We start from the raw sequence: 18,660 nt of genomic DNA on the forward strand, positions 1-18,660 counted from the left end.
GGTTAATGCGTTTTCGAGCGAAGCGGGCACCGGTTCGCGTGAAGACAACGCGTCAAACAGGAATCTAGAGCTGCGCGTCGCCGCTCGGGCCGACCGAGGCGATGCGCAGCATGTTGGTGGTGCCGGGGGCGCGGAGCGGCACGCCGGCAACGATGATGACGCGCTGGCCGGCCTTGGCAAAACCGTCGCGGAACCCAATCGAGCCGGCGCGGTCGACCATGTCGTCGAGATCGTGGGCGTCCTCGGCGACCACGCAATGCACCCCCCACACCACCGACAGCTTGCGGCCGGTGACGAGGTTCGGCGTGATCGCGACCACCGGCACCTTGGGCCGCTCGCGGGCCACGCGGATCGCGGTCGAGCCTGACGACGTCCAGCAGATGATCGCCGACAGGTCGAGCGTCTCGGCGATCTGCCGCGCCGCGTCGGCAATGGCGTCACCCACCGTCGCTTCGGGATCGACGCGTTGCGCGTTGATCACGTTGCGATAGGTCGGGTCGCGCTCCACCTCCTCGCCGATGCGGTTCATGGTCGAGACCGCCTCCACCGGGAATTTGCCGGCGGCGGATTCCGCCGACAGCATGATGGCGTCGGCGCCTTCGTAGACGGCGGTGGCGACGTCGGAGACTTCGGCGCGCGTCGGCACCGGCGCCTGGATCATCGATTCCAGCATTTGCGTTGCGACCACCACCGGCCGGCCGGCGCGGCGCGCCATCCGGATCATCTGCTTCTGCAGGCTCGGCACCCGTTCCAGCGGCAGTTCGACGCCGAGATCGCCACGCGCCACCATCAGCGCGTCCGATGCTTCGATGATGTCGGCGAGGCGGTCGATCGCCTGCGGCTTCTCGATCTTGGCCATCACGGCGGCGCGGCCGCGGATCATCTTCTTGGCCTCGATCACGTCCTCGGCTCGCTGCACGAAGGACAGCGCGACCCAGTCGATCCCCTCCGGCAGCGCGGCTTCCAGGTCGGCGCGGTCCTTTGCGGTCATCGCCGACACCGGCAGATCGGTATCGGGCAGGCTGACGCCCTTGCGGTCCGACATCTTGCCGCCGATCACGACGCGCGTGATCGCGCGCTCGGGCGAGGTTTCCTCGGCGATCAGCCGCACCTTGCCGTCGTCGAGCAGCAGTGCGTGGCCCGGGCGGAGCGCCGCGAGGATCTCCGGATGCGGAAGCTGGACGCGGCTGTTGTCGCCCGGCGTCTTGTCGGAATCCAGAATGAAGCTCTGGCCGTTCTTGAGCTGGGTCGAGCCTTCCGCGAACGAGCCAAGCCGCAGCTTCGGCCCTTGCAGGTCGACCAGGATGCCGATCGGCCGGCCGTAGCTCGATTCGACATTGCGGATGGTCTTGACCAGCTCCCGCATCTTGTCATGCGGGGTATGGCTCATGTTGATGCGGAAGACGTCGGCGCCCGCCTCGAACAGCTTGCGGATCATCGCGCTGTCTGAGGAGGCCGGGCCGAGTGTTGCGAGGATCTTGATTCGACGCAGTCGTCTCATGGTTTGTTTCCGGGTGGTGCGGCTGGCGGCAGACCAGACGCGCCCGGAGGCGCTGCGCCCGGCGGCGGGTTGGGCAGGCCCGGCATCGCCCCGGGACTTCCTGGACCCACGCCGCCCGGCATTCCCGGTACTTTCTGCGGCTGTTGTTCGTTGGCTTCGGTTAGCTGGACGGTCCATGCACGCTGCTCGCCGGTATCGACCTCGAAGAAGCCGGTGCGGTCGAACCCGCGCGCCAGGCAATTTTCGGTGCCCTTGATGGTGAATTCCTTATCGCGCGAGCACATGAAGGCCTGGCCGGACCATTCGCCGCCGCGATCATAGTCGAGAGCGTAGATGTAGTAGTAGCGCGCCACAAGGTTGCCGCGCAGCAAGGTCTCGCAGGTGCGCGACGACACGTTCCACCAGCCCTCGGTGGTCCAGCCCTCGGCGTCCTTGTAGCCGAGCGCGATGCCGACGCGGCTCGAGGTGTTGTTGCAGAGCCGGAAATCGGCGGCCGCCGGACTCGTCCACAGGCAGGCCGCGACAAGCGCCAGCACCGGCAGGAGGCCGGCCAACGTCAGGCGGATATTGCGGGGAGCTGAGGCGAGGGAATCTGTTGGGCTCATGCAGCGAAGCTATATCAAATCATGGACGATTTCGCGTGCCCGGCCGGCACTGTCAACGGGCGGGCGCCCGTCTGCGACGCTGTCGGACCGTGGCCAGGGTGGCCGGACGGGTCCGTTTTGCGCGCCGATATGGCAAAATCTGTGACAATTCCCACCTGATATCAATATGGTGAGCGCGACACACGGGATCACGATCATGAGCATTGACGACAAAACCAGAACGGAACTCGAGGCCGCGGTCTTCCGGCGTCTCGTCAGTCACCTGCGCGACCGCACCGATGTGCAAAACATCGACCTCATGAACCTCGCCGGCTTCTGCCGCAACTGCCTGTCCAACTGGATGAAGGAAGAGGCGGACGCCAAGGGCCTTACCGTGAGCAAGGACGAGAGCCGTGAGGCGGTCTACGGCATGCCGTATGAGGAATGGAAGGCGAAGTATCAGGGCAGCGCGACGCCCGAGCAGCTCGCGGCGATGAAGAAAGCCCAGAGCGGGCATTAAACCTCAGCCTGTGTGACGTCAGTTCCGCGGCCGTCCGCATCTCCTGTGGGCGCGCTGTGGATGAGCGCGATGTTTCCTTGACGGAAGGCGCGCCAAAATCGAGGGTCGCCCGCAGCAAGCGGTGCGCAAGGCGCGTATTCGCGTAACATTTCAATACCTGTTGAGGAGTGCGCGATGGCCACCACGTCTGCCGCCGTCAAGGAAGAGCCCGCAACGCGATTTGCCAAGGACCAGCTCAAGTCCATCATCGAGCGCATCGAGCGGCTGGAAGAAGAGAAGAAGACGATCTCGGACGACATTCGCGACGTCTATGCCGAGAGCAAGGGCAACGGCTTCGACGTCAAGGCGCTGCGCGCCATCATCCGTCTGCGCAAGCAGGATCCGAACGAGCGCCAGGAGCAGGAGACCATCCTGGAGACCTACATGCAGGCGCTGGGGATGCTCTGAGGCGGCCAGCGGCCACCCCTGCCGGGCGTTCGCCAAGGGCGCCCCCCAAAGCTGCTGGAAGACCTCCTGTCGAGGCTTGGGTGAAATCCCGGGATTTGCTACACTGGCGGCGAGGTAATCGGGCAGATCGTTCAGATGGACGTGCCAGGACCAGAGCGCCGGCTCGCTGCGGTCCTCGCCGCCGACATGGTCGGCTATAGCCGCCTGATGGAGGCTGACGAGACGGGGACCCTTGCGCGCCTCAAAACCCATCGCATCGAGCTGATCGATCCGGCCATCGCCAAGAATCGCGGCCGCATCATCAAGACCACCGGCGACGGCCTGCTGGTTGAATTCCATAGCGTCGTCGATGCGGTGCTGTGCGCGGCCGAGGTCCAGAGCCGGATGGCGAAGCGCAACGCCGACGTCGCGCCGGCGCGCTGGATGCAGTTTCGCATCGGCATCAATCTTGGCGACGTGATCGTTGACGGCGCCGATATCTTCGGCGACGGCGTCAACGTCGCGTCCCGTCTGGAGACGCTGGCCGAGCCCGGCGGCATCTGCATTTCCGGCGCGGTGCGCGATCAGGTCGGCGATCGCCTGGAAGATCTGAGCTTCGAGGATCTCGGCGACCAGACCGTCAAGAACATCGCGCGCCCAATCCGGGTTTTCCGCGTCCATCTCGAATCCGGTGCCAGGCCCGTTCCGGAGCACCCGAGTGCGGTGGCCGCCCCTGTCGTCGCCAAGAAGCCCTCCATCGCCGTGCTGCCGCTCGTCAACATGAGCGGCGATCCGGAGCAGGAATTCTTCGCCGACGGGCTCACCGAGGACATCATCACCGAGCTGTCGCGCTTCCACGATCTGCTGGTGATCTCGCGCAACTCGACCTTCGTGTACAAGGGCAAGGCCGTGAAGGTGCAGGACGTCGCGAAGGAATTCGCCGTCGACTATGTGCTGGAAGGCAGCGTGCGGAAGGCGGGCGGCCGGATCCGCGTCACCGTGCAGCTGATCGACGCCGTGGCCGACCGGCATGTCTGGGCCGAACGCTACGACCGCGAGCTGGCCGACATCTTCGCCATCCAGGACGAGATGACGCGCGCGATCGTGGCGACCTTGCCGGGGCGCGTCGAGGCTGCCGCGCATGACCGCGTCAAGCGCAAGCCGACCGACAACATGGCGGCCTACGAGTGCGTGCTCGCCGCCAAGGTGCTGCATCATCGCTCGGCACGGGACGACAACGCGGAGGCGCAGCGCCTGCTCGAGCGGGCCATCGTGCTTGACCCGAACTATGCCCATGCCCACGCCTGGCGGGCCTGCGTGCTCGGCCAGACCTGGGTCTACAACTGGTGCACCGACCGCGACGCGACCATGGCGCAGGTCGCCGCAGAGCTCGAGATCGCGCTCAAGCTCGACGACAATGACAGCGACGTGCACCGGATTCTCGCCGCGCTGAACCTCAACCGCGACGACCACGACAAGGCGGCCTTCCACCAGGAGCGCGCGCTCGCGCTGAACCCGAATTACGACCTCGTCGTCGTGCAGCAGGGCGAGCTCCTGACCTGGCTCGGGCGGCCCGAGGAAGGCATCGACTGGATCAAGCGGTCGATGCGCCTCAATCCGTTCCATCCGGAGCGCTTCTGGAGCCATCTCGGCCGGGCCTGCTATTGCGCCGAGAAATACGCCGACGCCGCCGAGGCGTTCTCGCGGATCACGCGCCCCGACCATACCCATCACGCCTTCCTCGCGGCGACCTTCGCGCAGATGGGCAATACGGTGGCAGCCTCCGCCCATGCCGCCGAGGTGCTGAAGCGCGAGCCGACCTTCTCGGTGTCGGCGCATCTGGCAACCCAGCACTACAAACGCGAGCCCGATCGGGCACGCTTCGAGGCCGGCCTGCTCAAGGCAGGGCTGCCGGCCTGAACCGGCACAAAGCTATCCTTGTCGGCAGAGGTGCAGCGGCTCAGCGCAGCGAGGCGGTGCGGAGCACGAAGGACTGGGTCGTCAGGAGGGCGGTCGCCGAGCCCGAGAAGCGGTCGCAGGTCATGCCCATCATCGGATCTTCCGAGAAGGTCATGACGACGGCGGCCTGCGGCTTCACGAAATGGGCCCGCATCATGGTCATGTCGGTGTCGCCCAGCACCGTGGTCAGCATAGCATTGCTCGCGCTCGGCGCCAGCATCACCACGCGCATCCAGATATCGTTGCCCTTGGCAGCCGAGATCCGCGCGGAGGTGGTGATCACGCCCTGGCTCGGTGCGCCCTTGGCAACGACGGTGTTGATTTCGGTGCTAGGAGCAGCGGCATTGCGCGTCGGGCGCACGTTGCGCGGGATCGGCGCGGTCGCTGCGACGATGTTGGCGCGATCGACCGGTGAGGCCGCCGCGGGCGCATAGGCCAGCGCCTTGTTGAAGTTTTCGGTCGTCGTGCTGGCAGTGGTCTGCGGATCGCTGCCGCCGACCGCCTCACGGGCCTTCAGCGCGGCTATCTGCGCCGCCGACGCCTGCTTCGGCGCCTCACCCTCGTCACCCCAGAAGCCGCGGGCATTGATGATGTCGGCAGGCGATTGCGGCGCGGTGTTCTCGGCCATCTGCACCACTTGCACCGCGGGCTTCGCCTTCGGCATCGGAACGAGCTGGGCGTCGGCGGCCGCGAGCTGGATGGCGGCGGCGAACTGCGGCTTGGCGCGCGGCAGCGGAATCGGATCGGCGGATTTGGCGGGCGCGGCGGCGGCCACCACGGTGTTGGCGGCCGGCTTGTCGTTCACGCTGGCCGCGCCTTCGTCTTCATCGTCACTTGACTTGCCGCCACCGAACAGCTTCGCGAACAGGCTCGGCTTGCCGATGGTCGCGGCATCGTCACCATTGCCGCGGCGCTCGATATCGGCCTTGGCAAGCTCATAGCCCTTCAGCGGCGTGCCGTCGGTCGGGACATGGACGGTGCGGCCGTCGGGGAACACCCTGACCAGCTGATCGCGGGTCATGCGCGGCCAGTGGCGGATGCTGCCGGTGTCGAGATGGACGAACGGCGAGCCCGAGGTCGGATAGAAGCCAACGCCGCCGCGCTGCAGGCGGAGGCCGGCATAGCGGATCTGCTCCAGCGGCACGCCCGGGATGAAGAAGTCCATCGCGTGCCCCAGCATGTGCTGGCTGTGGCGCGCGACGCCCGAGGAGCGGCGGCGGAGCATGGCGTTGGTGGCAGGGGCGCGATAGGCGGAGATGATCTGGATCGGCTGCTTTCCGCCGACGTCGTTATAGACTTCCCACAGGATGTCGAAGAGGTGACGGTCCATCACCGTTTCATCCTGGGAGCGCCAGTCGCGCAGGAAGTGGTTGAGCTGCTTCAGCGCGCCTTCGTCGTAACGGCCGTCGCGCTTGAAGGTGACGGTGAGGTCTTCGCCGGAATGAGTGTGGTGGAAGGAGAGGGTGCGGGTCTGGTTCAGCGCAGTGGCATCGTGCACCGATCCCGCGCCCGCCAACAGCAATAGCGCAGTCAGGCCGACTTGGTATCCGGCCTTAGGCAACGACAGCGGATTGTAGCGGCGTGCGAAGACAGCCAGCACTATGAGCCCACCCAGTCGACGAGCGTTCGGTCGGCATCTTTCGCAGACCCCCTGCGGAAGACGGTGAACGCTTTCTTAAAGCGGGAGGGTTAACCGAGGTTTACCGACCCGCCCCCAAGTTAGGCTTAACTAACTGGGCGAGTGTGGCAAAAGATAGCCCTGCTCCCCGGCCGAGACCCGAAATGGTTAATGTAAACGATCTCGCCTTTTGAGCGAGATCGTTGATTTTGCTTCAAAATTTATTCCAATCGGGCGGAAATGCAGATTAGCGGGTGATTACCCGGCGCTGCTGCTGGGCCTGCCCGCGACGGATCGGCTGCGGCTCCGGCTGTCCGAATCCCCCGAACAGGCGCTCGAAGAAATTTGGTCCGGAGGAGCCAAAGCCGTTGTCGCCGGCGACATTGACGCCGGCGGGCAGGCTGCTGCTCGGCGGACGCGAGTAGCTCGGCTGGGCGTGCGCCACCACCGTCTCGAGATCCTTGCCGCGGCCGTTCCTGAGCAGCGACAGCATGGCGGCGTCGCGGCCGTAAACGTCCCTGCGCAATTGCAGCTTGCCGGCATCGTCCACGAACGCGGTCTGATAGGTGATGTTCACCGGGATCGGCGTCGGGAATTTCAGGTCGACTTCGCTCGAGCCGTACATGCTGCGGATCCGCTCCGGCGTGTAGTGCTGGTTCGGCTCGGTGATGTTGAGCAGGACGGCGGCGTACTGATCGGGATTCTGCACGCGCATGCAGCCGTGGCTGAACGCACGCTCGTCCTTCGCGAACAGGTACTTGTCCGGCGTGTCGTGCTGATAGACCAGGAACTTGTTCGGGAAGTTGAAGCGGATGCGGCCGAGCGCGTTGGCTTCACCCGGCGGCTGCGAAATGTGGATCGAGCCGTCGCGGTTGCGCTCGAGCCTGAGGCCCATGCGCTGCAGCACCGTCGGATCCTGCTGCAGGGCCGGCAGATATTCGTTGTAGATGATCGACGGCGGCACGTTCCAGGTCGGATTGACCGTGATGTACTTCATCGTCTCGGTCAAAAGCGGCGTGGCATGCTGGCCGGGCTTGCCGGTAACGACGCGGGTGGTCCAGACCTGCGCGCCGTTCTGCATCACCTTCAACGTGTAGTCCGGGATGTTGAGGATCACATAGGCATTGCCGACGCTGGCGGCGCCGAGCTGCCGCGGCAGCCAGCGCCAGCGCTCCATGTTGACGATCACGGTGTCGATCTGCCGGTCGCGCTTCGGATTGTTCAGTGCCTTCACCGTGCGCTCGTCGAGAACGCCGGTCGGCTTGAGGTCGACGCTGCTCTGGAATTTCTCCACCGCCCGCGCGATCGTCGCGTCATACTTGGTGCTGTCGGCATTCTCGGTGACGCCGAGCTTGTTGCGCAGGTCAGGCACGCGCGGATCGTCCATCTCGACCGCGGCCTGCTTCTTGCGTGCCGGCAAATATTTCAGCGTCGGGCCGTCTGCGATCGTGATGACCGGGCCGTCGCCCTGGCCACGCAGCTCGGCGAGCTTCTGCTTCAGCTCCTTGTAGAGCTTCTGCGGCGGGTTGTAGCTGTCGAGCGCGGCGGAGGCGTCTTTCGCGGAGGTCACATTGGCGAACACTTCCGCCGGATCGGTCGGGTGCTCCGGATAGAGAATGTCGGCCGACACCTGCGACCAGTGCATGCGGCCGCTCTGGGCCTGGCGGGCGTAGTCCAGCATGCTGGCGGCGAGTTTCAGCTCCGCGTCGGCCAGCGCGTCCGGCGAGGTCGCTGCGGCGAAATCCGGCACCGGATAGTCGGCGGCATCGAGGCCATCCGCGGCCGCGTCCTTCAGGCGGGCGATGACGCCCTTGCCGGCGTCGGTCAGCTTGCCGGCCTTGGTGAACACCGGCGCGTATTCGCGAGCCGAATAGAACTTCTCGGCCGCAGCGCGCTCGTTCTTGCGGTCGAAGCTACGCAGCGACTTGCTGGCGAGCAGTTCGCGCAGCTTGTCGGCAACCGGCTGATCCTCGGCGGCAACGTTGCTCGCTGCCTTCGCCGGTTCGCTCGCCGGCGCCGCGGCGGTCGCGGGAGCAGTGGCCGGCGCTGCTGCAGTTGCAGGCGCGGGGCTTGCGGCAGGCGCGGTGGCCGTTGCGGGGGCGGGGGCGGCCGCCGCCGGCGCGCCGGCGGTATCGGTCTTCGGGGCATCGGCCGGCTTCGTCGCGGGCGCGGTTACGACATCGGCGGGCTTCGGCTCGACGGCCTTTGCAGTCGCGCTCGGCTCTGCCGGCTTGGCGTCGACCGGTTTTGTCTGAGCGGGTTTGGCCTCGGTGGCTTGCACATCCGCTGGCTTCACGTCGGCCGGCCTGGCTGCATCGGGCAGCGCGGCGGTGGTGTCGGCCTTGAAATCGCTTGCGGTGGGGGGCGGCACGTTGGCCGGTTCGGGGCGCGGGATCGCCGCGTCGATCGCGAGTTCCGAGGCGCTGGAGTGCGGCGTGTCCTGCGCGAAGGCCGCGGTCGCGGACACCGTGAGGAAGGTTGCCGCGACGGCCATCAATACGCGGTCAAATCCTCGACGGTTGTTCGAACAGTCACGCATCGTCACACCCCCTGGGTGAAACTGCCCCTCATCAAACTGGAACAGTTCAAATCAGAATTTGGTTTCATAGCTTGCGCGAAGCGCCGGCCTCTCGATCGACTCGCACGCCTGCACACAACGAACGCAGACGATACCTTTGCCCCTCTCATGCAGCCAGCGCCATGCGGGGCAACTCACGACAAACTGACCTCGAAGCAGCTGATTTCGCTCCGGGCTGTGCGTTTTTGCCACGCGGCACAGCCTTTGTCTGTCACCGCCACGACACGGTTCAAAAGGTTCCCTGGTGTGGCCCTGTCGGCCTCGAGGGCTAAGTGGGGTCGCTTGCGCGCGCGCCGGCCGCAGCTTCGTCGAGCTTGCGATAGAGCGTCGAGCGGCCGATCTTGAGGCGGCGCGCGACCTCCGACATCTGTCCGCGATAATGCGAAATCGCGAAGCGGATGATCTCGTTCTCGAGATCTTCCAGGGGGCGCACCTCGCCCGCGGCATTGAGTATGGAAAGGCCGCCGGCCGTGGGCAGGGAGGCGGCAACCGGTATTTCATTACCGGAAATCATGGCGGGAGCCGTGGAGGGCGACACCACCAGCGGCTCGCCCTGCAGCGATTTGCCCTCCGGCGCCGGATGCGCCGTTCCTTGCGGGAAATCGGCGAGCCCGAGCTGGTCGCCGTCGCTCATGACCACGGCGCGATACACCGTGTTCTCGAGCTGGCGGATGTTGCCCGGCCAGTCGAGCTGCGAGAGGTGGGCCATCGCCTCGCCGCTGATGCCGGTGATGTTGCGGTTTTCCTCGGCGCAGAACCGCGCCAGGAAATGCCGCAGCAGATGCGGGATGTCTTCGCGCCGCTGTCGCAGCGCCGGAATGGTCAGCGGCAGCACGTGCAGGCGATAGAACAGGTCCTCGCGGAACTGGCCGCCTTTCACGAGATCGAGCAGCTTGCGGTTGGTCGCCGAGATGATGCGAACATCGACCTTGACCGGCTTGCGGCCGCCGACCGCCTCGACGGTGCCTTCCTGCAGGGCGCGCAGCAATTTCACCTGCGTGGCAAGCGGCAATTCACCGACCTCGTCGAGGAACAGCGTGCCGCCATGCGCTTCGACGAACTTGCCCTGATGGCGCTCGGTGGCGCCGGTGAAGGCGCCCTTCTCGTGGCCGAACAGGATCGATTCGACGAGATTGTCCGGGATCGCGCCGCAATTCACCGCAACGAACGGCTTGGCCTTGCGCTCGCTGCTGCCGTGAATGGCACGCGCGAACAGTTCCTTGCCGACGCCGGATTCGCCCTCGATCAGCACCGGGATCGTCGAGGACGCGGCCTTTTGCGCGGTGCGCAGCACCCCGGCCATCGCCTCGCTGCGGGTGATGATATCGGAGAAGGTCAGCCGGCCCTCGCGGCTGTGGCGGATCCGCTGCAATTCGCCCTTCAGCGCCGAGGCGTTGAGGGCGTTGCGCAGGGAAACCTGCAGCCGCTCGAAGCCGACCGGCTTGACGACGAAATCCTGGGCACCGGCGCGCATCGCCGACACGACATTGTCGATGCCGCCATGTGCGGTCTGCACGATAACAGGGACGGTCAAACCAGCTTCACGAATTTTTGCGAGGACTCCGAGACCGTCGAGGCCCGGCATCACGAGGTCGAGCACGACGGCGTCAATCGCCTGCGTCTCGGATGCGGTCAGGGCCGCGATCGCCGCGTCGCCGCTGTCCACGACGAGGGGCTCATAGCCGCACTTCTGCACCATGTTTTCAACCAAACGGCGCTGTACTGCGTCGTCATCGGCGATCAAAATGGTGGCAGCCATGGTTTTCCCCGCACGCTACGTTTATTTGTCTCGAATCGGGGCAATGTCGCCGATGCCGATTAACGCACTCTTAAATGTTGCAAACCCGCATTCATTCCGCCGCCGCCGACATCTTTCCGACTGAACTAAGGTTACGAACAAGATGACCTCGCGCTCCAAAACTGCATCCAACAAGTCTGCCCTCAGCAAGGCCGCTCTCCGCAAGGAAGCCGCGTTGCGCAAGACGGCCGCGCAACGCAAATCGTCCGCAGGCGGCCCGGCGGCGAAAAAGGCAGCCAGCAAGACCGGCAAGCTTCCGGAATGGAATCTGGCAGATCTCTACTCCGGTATCGATGCGCCTGAGGTCGCACGCGACTTGCAGAAAATGGACGCAGATTGCGTCGCGTTTGAGACCGACTACAAGGGCAAGCTTGCCGAAACTACCGCCAAGGAAGGCGGCGGAAAGTGGCTGGCCGAGGCGATCAGGCGCTATGAGGCGATCGACGATTTGGCTGGCCGTCTCGGCTCTTACGCCGGCCTGGTCCATGCCGGCGACAGCGTCGATCCCGCGATCTCGAAATTCTACGGCGACGTCTCCGAGCGGCTGACCGCCGCGTCGGTGCATCTGTTGTTCTTCTCGCTCGAGCTCAATCGCGTCGACGATGATGTGATCGAGCGCGCGATGGCCGAACCCGAGCTCGGCCATTACCGGCCATGGATCGAGGATCTGCGCAAGGACAAGCCGTACCAGCTCGAGGATCGCGTCGAGCAGCTGTTCCACGAAAAGGCGCAAAGCGGCTACGCGGCCTGGAACCGGCTGTTCGACCAGACCATCTCCGGCCTGCGGTTCAAGGTCGGCGGCAAGGAGCTCGCGATCGAGCCGACGCTGAACCTGCTGCAGGACAAGGTGGGGGACAAGCGCAAGGCTGCCGCGCAGGCGCTCGCCAAGACCTTCAAGGACAATGAGCGCAGCTTCGCGCTGATCACCAATACGCTCGCCAAGGATAAGGAAATCTCCGACCGCTGGCGCGGCTTCCAGGATGTCGCGGATTCCCGCCATCTCAACAACCGCGTCGAGCGCGAGGTGGTCGATGCGCTGGTCGCCTCGGTGCGCGCGGCCTATCCGAAGCTGTCGCACCGCTATTATGCGCTGAAGGCCGGCTGGTTCAAAAAGAAGAAGCTGCCGCACTGGGACCGCAACGCCCCGCTGCCGTTCGCGGCGACCGGCACCATCGCCTGGCCCGAGGCGCGCAACATGGTGCTGTCGGCCTATAGCGGCTTCTCGCCCAAGATGGCCGAGATCGCCGAGCGCTTCTTCGACGATCGCTGGATCGATGCGCCGGTCCGTCCCGGCAAGGCGCCCGGTGCGTTCTCGCATCCGACCACGCCGTCGGCGCATCCCTATGTGCTGATGAACTATCAGGGCAAGCCGCGCGACGTGATGACGCTGGCGCATGAGCTCGGTCACGGCGTCCATCAGGTGCTGGCGGCGAAGAACGGCGCGCTGATGGCGCCGACGCCGCTGACGCTGGCGGAAACCGCAAGCGTGTTCGGCGAGATGCTGACCTTCAAGCGGCTATTGTCGCAGACCAGGAACGCCAAGCAGCGCCAGGCGCTGCTCGCGGGCAAGGTCGAGGACATGATCAATACCGTCGTGCGGCAGATCGCGTTCTATTCATTCGAGCGCGCGGTTCATACCGAGCGCAAGAACGGCGAACTCACCGCCGAGCGGATCGGCCAGATCTGGCTCAGCGTGCAGGGCGAGAGCCTGGGGCCGGCGATCGAGATCAAGCCGGGCTACGAGACGTTCTGGATGTACATTCCGCACTTCATCCACTCGCCGTTCTACGTCTATGCCTATGCGTTCGGCGATTGCCTCGTGAACTCGCTCTATGCGGTCTACGAGCACGCGTCCGAAGGCTTTGCCGAGCGCTATCTCGACATGCTCGCCGCCGGCGGCACCAAGCACTACTCCGAGCTGCTGCGGCCGTTCGGGCTCGATGCCAAGGACCCGAAATTCTGGGACGGCGGCCTGTCCGTCATCGCCGGCATGATCGACGAGCTGGAGGCGATGGGCTGAGCCCCATCGGCGTTCCGGCCGGACCGGGCGGCAGCCGGTCCCGTGCCAGTTTCGTTCGGCGTTTTTTGCGCCTGGCGGCATGATCGTTCCATGATGCCTGCGTTTGGGAGGCCAATCCTGCCGAGGGGCTGCCGCGGCGGCGTCGCTCGAACGTGGATCGGGGACGATTTGCGCTTCAAATCGCCCGATCGGGACCGCGCCGTTGCCCTGCCTATCCGTTTGCGGTAATGGCTCGCGGAGGAACGCGAATTTCTGACTGGGGACAGCGATGGCAGACCATAGCGAAGTGGCCTACACGACCGCCGACGGCAACGATTACGTGGCGCATGAGCAGACCTATGAAGGGTTTCTCATGCTGGTCAAATGGGGCACCATCAGCGTCGCCATTATTCTTATCCTGATGGCCTATTTCCTGGTCTGATCCTTAAGATCGGCTAGCGGCGCCGCCGTCCCGCGGCGGTGCCGGAATTGCTGTCGAAACCCGGATGTAAAAACCGGGTATCCAAATCTGGCGAAAATAACGCTAGTTTGAAGACGCGTGCGCCGCTCGCGCCGCCGGAGGGCCCATGAAGATTGCCGTTGCCAAGGAAATTGATCCGTCCGAGCCGCGGGTTGCGGCCTCGCCCGATACCGTGAAGAAGTTCAAGGCCCTCGGCGCCGAGGTCGCGGTCGAGCCGGGCGCGGGCATCAAGTCGGGCCTTCCCGATTCGGAGTTCACCGCCGTTGGCGCCACCGTCAGCGCGGACGCGCTCAAGGACGCCGACATCATCATCAAGGTGAAGCGGCCGGAAGCCTCCGAACTGTCGCAATACAAGCGCGGCGCGCTGGTCATCGCGATCATGGATCCGTACGGCAACGAGGCCGCGCTGAAGGCGATGGCCGATGCCGGCGTGTCCGCCTTCGCGATGGAATTGATGCCGCGCATCACCCGCGCGCAGGTGATGGACGTCTTGTCCTCGCAGGCCAACCTGGCCGGCTACCGCGCCGTGATCGAGGGCGCCGAGGCCTTTGGCCGCGCCTTCCCGATGATGATGACCGCCGCCGGCACCGTTCCGGCGGCGAAGGTGTTCGTGATGGGCGTCGGCGTCGCCGGCCTGCAGGCGATCGCGACTGCGCGGCGGCTCGGCGCCGTCGTCACCGCGACCGACGTGCGTCCGGCCACCAAGGAACAGGTCGAATCCCTCGGCGCGAAATTCCTCGCCGTCGAGGACGAGGAGTTCAAGAACGCGCAGACCGCGGGCGGCTACGCCAAGGAGATGTCCAAGGAGTACCAGGCCAAGCAGGCCGCGCTGACCGCCGAGCACATCAAGAAGCAGGACATCGTGATCACCACCGCGCTGATCCCGGGCCGTCCGGCGCCGATGCTCGTCACCGGCGAGATGGTGAAATCGATGAAGCCCGGCTCGGTGCTGGTCGATCTCGCGGTCGAGCGCGGCGGCAATGTCGAGGGCGCCAAGCCCGGCGAAGTGGTCGAGACCGACGGCATCAAGATCGTCGGCTACACCAATGTCGCCGGCCGCGTCGCGGCGTCGGCCTCGGGGCTCTACGCGCGCAACCTGTTCTCGTTCATCGAGACGATGGTCGACAAGGCCAACAAGGCGCTCGCGGTCAATTGGGACGACGAGCTGGTGAAGGCCACCGCGCTGACCAAGGACGGCGCCGTCATCCATCCCAACTTCCAGCCGAAGTAAGGAGAGAAGCCATGGAGCATCTCGCGCAGGCCGTCGATCCGTTCGTGTTCCGGCTGTCGATTTTCGTCCTCGCCGTGTTTGTCGGCTATTTCGTGGTGTGGTCGGTGACCCCGGCGCTGCATACGCCGCTGATGAGCGTGACCAACGCGATCTCCTCGGTGATCGTGGTCGGCGCGCTGCTCGCGGTCGGCGTCGGCATGGTCTCGAGCGGTTCGGGCTGGGCCCGCGGCTTCGGCTTCGTCGCGCTGATCTTCGCCTGCGTGAACATCTTCGGCGGCTTCCTGGTCACCCAGCGCATGCTCGCGATGTACAAGAAGAAAGCCAAGTGAGCGGCAATCACCTCGGGGTGATGAGGATTTTGGGGGACCTGAGATGAGCGCCAATCTCTCTGCACTGTTGTACCTCGTGGCGGGGGTGCTGTTCATCCTGTCGCTGCGCGGCCTGTCGAGCCCGGCGTCGTCGCGCCAGGGCAACATGTTCGGCATGATCGGCATGGCGATCGCCGTCGGCACCACGCTGGCGAGCCATCCGCCGGCCGACGGCGTGGCCTGGCTGCTGGTGATCCTCGCGGTCGCGATCGGCGGCGGCATCGGCGCCGTGATCGCGCGCCGGGTGCCGATGACCTCGATGCCCGAGCTCGTCGCCGCGTTCCACTCGCTGGTCGGCATGGCCGCGGTGCTGGTCGCCGCCGGTGCGTTCTATGCGCCCGAGGCGTTCGACATCGGCACGCCCGGCCACATCCATCCGCAGAGCCTGGTCGAGATGTCGCTCGGCGTCGCGATCGGCGCCTTGACCTTCACCGGTTCGGTGATCGCGTTCCTGAAACTGTCGGCGCGGATGAGCGGCGCGCCGATCATCCTGCCGTTCCGCCACGTCATCAACATCGTGCTGGCGCTGGCGCTGGTGTTCTTCATCGTCGGCCTCGTGATGAGCGGCAGCGCGCTCGACTTCTGGCTGATCACCATCATCGCGCTGGCGCTCGGCGTGCTGATGATCATCCCGATCGGCGGCGCCGACATGCCGGTCGTGATCTCGATGCTGAACTCCTATTCCGGCTGGGCTGCGGCCGGCATCGGCTTCACGCTGGGCAATTCGGCGCTGATCATCACCGGCGCGCTGGTCGGCTCCTCCGGCGCGATCCTGTCCTACATCATGTGCCACGCGATGAACCGCTCGTTCATCTCGGTGATCCTCGGCGGCTTCGGCGGCGAGACTGCCGCAGCCGGCGGCGGCTCGGGCGAGCAGAAGCCCGCCAAGCTCGGCTCGGCGGACGATGCCGCCTTCATCATGAAGAACGCCTCCAAGGTCATCATCGTGCCCGGCTACGGCATGGCGGTGGCGCAAGCACAGCACGCGCTGCGCGAGATGGCCGACATCCTGAAGAAGGAAGGCGTCGAGGTGAAATACGCCATTCACCCGGTGGCGGGCCGCATGCCCGGCCACATGAACGTGCTGCTGGCCGAGGCCAACGTGCCCTATGATGAGGTGTTCGAGCTCGAGGACATCAACTCGGAGTTCGCCCAGGCCGACATCGCCTTCGTGATCGGCGCCAACGACGTCACCAACCCGGCGGCGGAAGAGGACAAGACCTCGCCGATCTACGGCATGCCGGTGCTGCAGGTCTGGAAGGCCGGCACCGTGATGTTCATCAAGCGCTCGCTCGCCTCGGGCTATGCCGGCATCGACAACCCGCTGTTCTACCGCGACAACACCATGATGTTGCTCGGCGACGCCAAGAAGGTCACCGAGAACATCGTCAAGGCGATGTAGGGCGGGCGGCAATGGCGCTGAACCGGGAGTGGCATCGAGCGCATCGCATGCCGCCCCGGGCGACGCGCGAGCAGCGCATCAAGTGGCACGTCGCACATGCGGCGGCGTGCGCGTGCCGGCCGCTCCCCGACAGCATCAAGGCGGACGTCGAGAAGCTGCTCAGGCTCCGCGGCAAGACATAGCCGCGGCCACCGCTGATGGCACTGGCACTCGCAATCCTGAAATGGTTCCTGATCGCCGCGGTCGTCGTCTATCTCGGCGGGCTCGCAGTGCTCTACGTCAGGCAGCGCGAGCTGCTGTTTCCGATCCCGCCGGTCGGACGGACTGCGCCGGCAGCCGCGGGTCTTCCCGAAGCGGAAGAGCATGTCCTGACCACCGGCGACGGCGAGAAGGTCATCGTCTGGCACGTGCCGGCGAAGCCGGGCCGGCCGGTCGTGCTTTTCTTTCATGGCAATGGCGACTTCCTTGCCGGGCGCGTGGCGCGCTTCAGGGCCATCACGGCCGACGGCACCGGGCTGGTGGCGCTGTCCTTTCGGGGTTATGCGGGGTCGAGCGGGTCTCCGAGCGAGCAGGGACTGCTGCAGGACGCGGCTGCCGCTTATGCCTTCGCCACCGCGCGCTACCGCGCCGAGCAGATCGTGGCCTGGGGATTCTCGCTCGGCAGCGGCGTTGCGGTCGCGCTCGCCGCCGGACATCCCGTCGGCAAGCTGATCCTGGAGGCGCCGTATACGTCGACGGCCGACGTCGCCGGCGCGCATTTCTGGTATGTGCCGGTCAGCCTGTTGATGCGCGATCAATTCCACTCCGACCGGCTCATCGCGCAGGTCAAGGCGCCGCTGCTGATCATGCATGGCACCGACGATCCGGTGATCCCGATTCGCTTCGGCGAGCGGCTGTTCGGCCTCGCCCATGAGCCCAAGCAATTCGTGCGACTGCCCGGTGGCGGGCACGACAATCTCGACGATTTCGGTGCGATGGCGACGGCGCGGCGGTTTATCGACGCCGCAAGAGGCTGACGGCTGCGATTGTCTGTCGCATAATCGCGCCAGCGAAGTAAGGGGACCCCACGATGAGCGCACACGGACCGATGCCGCGGTCGGCCTGGCTGTATCCCGTTCTGGCGGTGCTGTTGTTTGCCGCGGTCACGGCCACCGGCTACAGCTTCGCGCCATCGGCCGGGGGCTGGGTGTTCGCGGCGGTGCTGCTGGTCATTCTGTTCGGCACCGTGTTCGCGGCGGTCCACCATGCCGAGATGATCGCCGAGCGGATCGGCGAGCCGTTCGGCACGCTGCTGCTGACGCTCGCGGTGACGATCATCGAGGTGGCGCTGATCTCGACCATCATGCTGGGCGACACGCCGGCGCCGACGCTGGCGCGCGACACCGTGTTCGCGGTGGTGATGATCGTCTGCAACGGCCTGGTCGGGCTCTGCATCTTCATCGGCGGCATCCGCTACCGCGAGCAGGATTTTCAGATCACCGGCGCCAACCTTTACCTCAGCGTGCTGTTCGTGCTCGCGACGATCACGCTCGACATGCCGAATTTCACGCTTACGGCGCCGGGCCCGATCTACTCCACGGCCCAACTCGCCGTGATCAGCGTCGTGACCCTGCTGCTGTATGCGGTGTTCCTCTACACCCAGACCATCCGCCACCGCGATTATTTCGTCAGCGGCGCCAATGAGGCGGCGGCGCATGGCGAGGTGATGTCGGACCGCATGACGGCGATCAGCGTTGCGCTGCTGCTGGTTTCGCTGCTGGCGGTGGTGCTGCTGGCGAAGAAATTCTCGCTGGTGGTCGATGTCGTCACCGTCAAGATCGGCGCGCCGCCGGCCTTTGCCGGCCTGGTGGTGGCGGCCCTGATCCTGTTGCCGGAGAGCGTTGCCGCAGTGTCGGCGGCGCGCAAGAACGACCTGCAGAAGAGCATCAACCTCGCGCTCGGCTCGTCGATCGCCACCATCGGGCTCACGGTTCCCGCGGTGGCCGTAGCCGCCTATGCGCTCGACAAGCAATTGGTGCTCGGGCTCAGCAACCAGCATATGCTGATCCTGCTGCTCACCTTCATGGTCAGCATGCTCACCTTCGGAACCGGCCGCACCAACATCCTGTTCGGGCTCGTTCACATGGTGGTGTTCGCGGTGTTCGTGTTCATGGTTTTCGTGCCGTAGAGCATGATCCGCTCAAACAAAAAACTTG

General features: G+C 65.5%; 16 protein-coding genes. 11 read left to right on the top strand and 5 right to left on the bottom strand.

Annotated features, from left to right (window positions below):
• Positions 1 to 64 precede the first annotated feature (64 nt).
• Both pyk and QA639_RS06120 read right to left on the bottom strand, forming a co-directional pair.
• Complete coding sequence (gene pyk, locus QA639_RS06115; RefSeq protein ID WP_028335982.1) at positions 65 to 1,501, bottom strand: pyruvate kinase; 1,437 nt, start codon at positions 1,499 to 1,501, stop codon at positions 65 to 67.
• On the bottom strand, positions 1,498 to 2,106 hold the full coding sequence (locus QA639_RS06120; protein ID WP_038377731.1) for a DUF1036 domain-containing protein: 609 nt from the start codon (positions 2,104 to 2,106) through the stop codon (positions 1,498 to 1,500). Before QA639_RS06120 ends, pyk begins: the two co-directional genes overlap by 4 nt.
• A 196-nt stretch (positions 2,107 to 2,302) precedes the next feature.
• Here QA639_RS06120 and QA639_RS06125 point away from each other — a divergent pair, with 196 nt between their 5' ends.
• The 3 genes from QA639_RS06125 (at position 2,303) to QA639_RS06135 (ending at position 4,951) form a co-directional block, all read left to right on the top strand.
• Positions 2,303 to 2,605, top strand: a complete 303-nt coding sequence (locus tag QA639_RS06125) for a DUF1244 domain-containing protein (protein WP_028335984.1) — start codon at positions 2,303 to 2,305, stop codon at positions 2,603 to 2,605.
• Between the two features lie 174 nt (positions 2,606 to 2,779).
• On the top strand, positions 2,780 to 3,052 hold the full coding sequence (locus tag QA639_RS06130; protein ID WP_016841616.1) for a DUF2312 domain-containing protein: 273 nt from the start codon (positions 2,780 to 2,782) through the stop codon (positions 3,050 to 3,052).
• Positions 3,053 to 3,187: 135 nt separating this feature from the next.
• Positions 3,188 to 4,951 (top strand): adenylate/guanylate cyclase domain-containing protein, encoded by a 1,764-nt coding sequence (locus tag QA639_RS06135; RefSeq protein ID WP_028335985.1) that lies wholly within the window; start codon positions 3,188 to 3,190, stop codon positions 4,949 to 4,951.
• Positions 4,952 to 4,991: 40 nt separating this feature from the next.
• Here QA639_RS06135 and QA639_RS06140 read toward each other — a convergent pair whose 3' ends face one another.
• The 3 genes from QA639_RS06140 to QA639_RS06150 all read right to left on the bottom strand — a co-directional run bounded on the left by QA639_RS06140 (position 4,992) and on the right by QA639_RS06150 (position 10,945).
• The gene (locus tag QA639_RS06140) at positions 4,992 to 6,590 is read right to left on the bottom strand and encodes a peptidoglycan L,D-endopeptidase MepK (RefSeq protein ID WP_283089381.1); all 1,599 of its coding nucleotides are present in this window, start codon (positions 6,588 to 6,590) and stop codon (positions 4,992 to 4,994) included.
• A 265-nt stretch (positions 6,591 to 6,855) separates the two neighbouring features.
• Positions 6,856 to 9,147, bottom strand: a complete 2,292-nt coding sequence (locus QA639_RS06145) for a L,D-transpeptidase family protein (RefSeq protein WP_283089382.1) — start codon at positions 9,145 to 9,147, stop codon at positions 6,856 to 6,858.
• 307 nt (positions 9,148 to 9,454) lie between these two features.
• A complete protein-coding gene (locus QA639_RS06150) occupies positions 9,455 to 10,945 on the bottom strand; it encodes a sigma-54-dependent transcriptional regulator (protein WP_283089383.1) in 1,491 nt (496 codons plus the stop codon).
• Positions 10,946 to 11,087: 142 nt separating this feature from the next.
• On the opposite strand from QA639_RS06150, the gene QA639_RS06155 reads away from it, so the two are divergent.
• The 8 genes from QA639_RS06155 to QA639_RS06190 all read left to right on the top strand — a co-directional run bounded on the left by QA639_RS06155 (position 11,088) and on the right by QA639_RS06190 (position 18,632).
• Complete coding sequence (locus QA639_RS06155; RefSeq protein WP_157344335.1) at positions 11,088 to 13,004, top strand: M3 family oligoendopeptidase; 1,917 nt, start codon at positions 11,088 to 11,090, stop codon at positions 13,002 to 13,004.
• Positions 13,005 to 13,272: 268 nt separating this feature from the next.
• Entirely contained in the window at positions 13,273 to 13,425 is a 153-nt protein-coding gene (locus QA639_RS06160; RefSeq protein ID WP_028335990.1) for an aa3-type cytochrome c oxidase subunit IV, read from the top strand.
• Positions 13,426 to 13,570: 145 nt separating this feature from the next.
• Positions 13,571 to 14,695 carry a Re/Si-specific NAD(P)(+) transhydrogenase subunit alpha gene (locus QA639_RS06165; RefSeq protein ID WP_283089384.1) on the top strand — a complete coding sequence of 375 codons (1,125 nt, stop codon included), beginning with the start codon at positions 13,571 to 13,573 and terminating at the stop codon, positions 14,693 to 14,695.
• Positions 14,696 to 14,706: 11 nt separating this feature from the next.
• The gene (locus QA639_RS06170) at positions 14,707 to 15,024 is read left to right on the top strand and encodes a proton-translocating transhydrogenase family protein (RefSeq protein ID WP_016841609.1); all 318 of its coding nucleotides are present in this window, start codon (positions 14,707 to 14,709) and stop codon (positions 15,022 to 15,024) included.
• Positions 15,025 to 15,067: 43 nt separating this feature from the next.
• Positions 15,068 to 16,465, top strand: a complete 1,398-nt coding sequence (locus QA639_RS06175) for an NAD(P)(+) transhydrogenase (Re/Si-specific) subunit beta (protein ID WP_028335992.1) — start codon at positions 15,068 to 15,070, stop codon at positions 16,463 to 16,465.
• An 11-nt stretch (positions 16,466 to 16,476) separates the two neighbouring features.
• Positions 16,477 to 16,647 carry a hypothetical protein gene (locus QA639_RS06180; protein WP_167350370.1) on the top strand — a complete coding sequence of 57 codons (171 nt, stop codon included), beginning with the start codon at positions 16,477 to 16,479 and terminating at the stop codon, positions 16,645 to 16,647.
• Between the two features lie 15 nt (positions 16,648 to 16,662).
• Positions 16,663 to 17,481, top strand: coding sequence for an alpha/beta hydrolase (locus tag QA639_RS06185; RefSeq protein ID WP_283089385.1), 819 nt, complete (start codon positions 16,663 to 16,665; stop codon positions 17,479 to 17,481).
• A gap of 53 nt (positions 17,482 to 17,534) precedes the next feature.
• A complete protein-coding gene (locus QA639_RS06190) occupies positions 17,535 to 18,632 on the top strand; it encodes a calcium:cation antiporter (RefSeq protein WP_028335994.1) in 1,098 nt (365 codons plus the stop codon).
• Positions 18,633 to 18,660 lie beyond the last annotated feature (28 nt).

It is taken from the genome of Bradyrhizobium pachyrhizi (genome assembly GCF_029714545.1).
Taxonomy (GTDB): Bacteria; Pseudomonadota; Alphaproteobacteria; order Rhizobiales; family Xanthobacteraceae; genus Bradyrhizobium; species Bradyrhizobium pachyrhizi.

Excerpts from the sequence above, each read along its gene's own strand:
- QA639_RS06125 (WP_028335984.1), top strand. The coding sequence starts at position 2,303 with ATGAGCATTGACGACAAAACCAGAACGGAACTCGAGGCCGCGGTCTTC.
- QA639_RS06165 (WP_283089384.1), top strand. The coding sequence starts at position 13,571 with ATGAAGATTGCCGTTGCCAAGGAAATTGATCCGTCCGAGCCGCGGGTT.
- QA639_RS06190 (WP_028335994.1), top strand. The coding sequence starts at position 17,535 with ATGAGCGCACACGGACCGATGCCGCGGTCGGCCTGGCTGTATCCCGTT.
- QA639_RS06130 (WP_016841616.1), top strand. The coding sequence starts at position 2,780 with ATGGCCACCACGTCTGCCGCCGTCAAGGAAGAGCCCGCAACGCGATTT.
- QA639_RS06185 (WP_283089385.1), top strand. The coding sequence starts at position 16,663 with ATGGCACTGGCACTCGCAATCCTGAAATGGTTCCTGATCGCCGCGGTC.
- QA639_RS06170 (WP_016841609.1), top strand. The coding sequence starts at position 14,707 with ATGGAGCATCTCGCGCAGGCCGTCGATCCGTTCGTGTTCCGGCTGTCG.
- pyk (WP_028335982.1), bottom strand. The coding sequence starts at position 1,501 with ATGAGACGACTGCGTCGAATCAAGATCCTCGCAACACTCGGCCCGGCC.
- QA639_RS06155 (WP_157344335.1), top strand. The coding sequence starts at position 11,088 with ATGACCTCGCGCTCCAAAACTGCATCCAACAAGTCTGCCCTCAGCAAG.
- QA639_RS06150 (WP_283089383.1), bottom strand. The coding sequence starts at position 10,945 with ATGGCTGCCACCATTTTGATCGCCGATGACGACGCAGTACAGCGCCGT.
- QA639_RS06160 (WP_028335990.1), top strand. The coding sequence starts at position 13,273 with ATGGCAGACCATAGCGAAGTGGCCTACACGACCGCCGACGGCAACGAT.
- QA639_RS06180 (WP_167350370.1), top strand. The coding sequence starts at position 16,477 with ATGGCGCTGAACCGGGAGTGGCATCGAGCGCATCGCATGCCGCCCCGG.
- QA639_RS06135 (WP_028335985.1), top strand. The coding sequence starts at position 3,188 with ATGGACGTGCCAGGACCAGAGCGCCGGCTCGCTGCGGTCCTCGCCGCC.
- QA639_RS06120 (WP_038377731.1), bottom strand. The coding sequence starts at position 2,106 with ATGAGCCCAACAGATTCCCTCGCCTCAGCTCCCCGCAATATCCGCCTG.
- QA639_RS06175 (WP_028335992.1), top strand. The coding sequence starts at position 15,068 with ATGAGCGCCAATCTCTCTGCACTGTTGTACCTCGTGGCGGGGGTGCTG.
- QA639_RS06145 (WP_283089382.1), bottom strand. The coding sequence starts at position 9,147 with ATGCGTGACTGTTCGAACAACCGTCGAGGATTTGACCGCGTATTGATG.